The organism is Marinobacter sp. bablab_jr003 (assembly GCF_016464245.1).
Lineage (GTDB): Bacteria > Pseudomonadota > Gammaproteobacteria > Pseudomonadales > Oleiphilaceae > Marinobacter > Marinobacter vinifirmus.
This window is the reverse complement of the sequence record NZ_JADARC010000129.1, coordinates 1-1,384: the sequence shown is the minus strand read 5'-3', so window position 1 is coordinate 1,384 and position 1,384 is coordinate 1. Positions and strand designations below refer to the sequence as shown.

General features: G+C 57.7%; 1 protein-coding gene. It reads right to left on the bottom strand.

From position 1 onward, the window contains the following. Positions 1-29: 29 nt before the first annotated feature. Entirely contained in the window at positions 30-1,283 is a 1,254-nt protein-coding gene (locus H3Z84_RS15665; protein ID WP_199458130.1) for an IS256 family transposase, read from the bottom strand. Between the last annotated feature and the right edge of the window lie 101 nt (positions 1,284-1,384).

The following is a 1,384-nucleotide window of genomic DNA, read 5'->3' as shown; positions in this document are numbered from 1 at the left end:
GAGTTATTGTCAAATCTGGTGTATGACCATCAAGCGGCGTCTCTGTCAGGTTGATCATCCACCCGTTCTCCATCCCGAAACTGAACGTTGTTCACGACCAGCTTCAGTTGGTTAAACCCCTTGATCCGCTTCCAGCGTTTCTGGGCGGATTGGAGCAATTTGAACACCATCGATAACGTGGTGTCGCGGTTGCCACAGGACCGGCTTCGCTTGGTCCTCAGCCTGACTGTGGCGAAGGTAGATTCAATGGGATTCGTGGTCCTCAAGTGAATCCAGTGCGCTGCCGGGAAGTCGTAAAAGGCCAGTAGTTCATCCCGGTCCTTTTCAAGGTTTTCCATGGCCTTCGGGTACTTGTCCCGGAATCGCCTTAACGTGCTCTCGAAGGCTTTGTGAGCCCCATCACGGGTCTCCGCCAGATAGATCTCATGCAGGTCTGACTTTACCTTCGGCTGTACGGACTTGGGCAGCTTGTCCAGCACGTTGGCAGTTTTGTGAACCCAGCACCGCTGGTGCCGGGTATCCGGAAACACCTTGCTCAGCGCTTTCCAGAAGCCCAAAGCCCCGTCGCCTACGGCCAGCTTGGGCGCATGGTCCAGGCCACGTTCCCGCAAGCCGGTGAGCAGTTCTCTCCAGCTGGCTTCGGACTCGCGATGGCCGTCTTCCACCGCGACCAGCTCCTTGTGGCCATGCTCTGTGACCCCGATGATCACCAGCAGGCAAAGCCGATCATCCAGGCGAACATTGCTGTAGACACCGTCTGCCCACCAGTAGACGTAGCGCTTCTGGCCCAGATCACGGCGACGCCAATCCTCGTGCTCCTTCAGCCACCGTGCCTTGAGCCGTGACACCGTGTTGGCGGACAGGCCCTTGGCCTGCTCGCCGACCAAGGCACTCAGGGCCTCCTGGAAATCGCCAGAGGAGACACCGCGCAGGTAGAGCCAAGGGATGAGTTCATCCAGACTCTGGGCCCGCTTCAAATACGGTGGCAGGAGCTGACTGTTGAAGCGAATACCGGAACCACTGCGGTCCCTGACCTTGGGCACCTGAACGTCAACATCCCCAACGCCTGTCTGGATCGTTCGCTTGGGCAGGTGTCCGTTGCGGACCACCGCCTTGCGACCCTCGGGTGTCAATACATCGGCATACTGATCCAGTAGCCCCTGAAGCTCAGACTCGACAGCCCGCGCAATCAGGTCACGGGCACCCTGTCGGATCAGATCGTGCAAGGGATCGTTCGTGGTCGCCTCTGGTTGTGAAAGAGCATGCAGGTTAGACTTGGACATGGCGTATCCATCCTCTGTTGGTTGTGATCTTGGCGGTGATCAACCAACAGGATACGCCATCCTTTCAGCCTGCTTCCATACACCAGAAATCACCATAACTC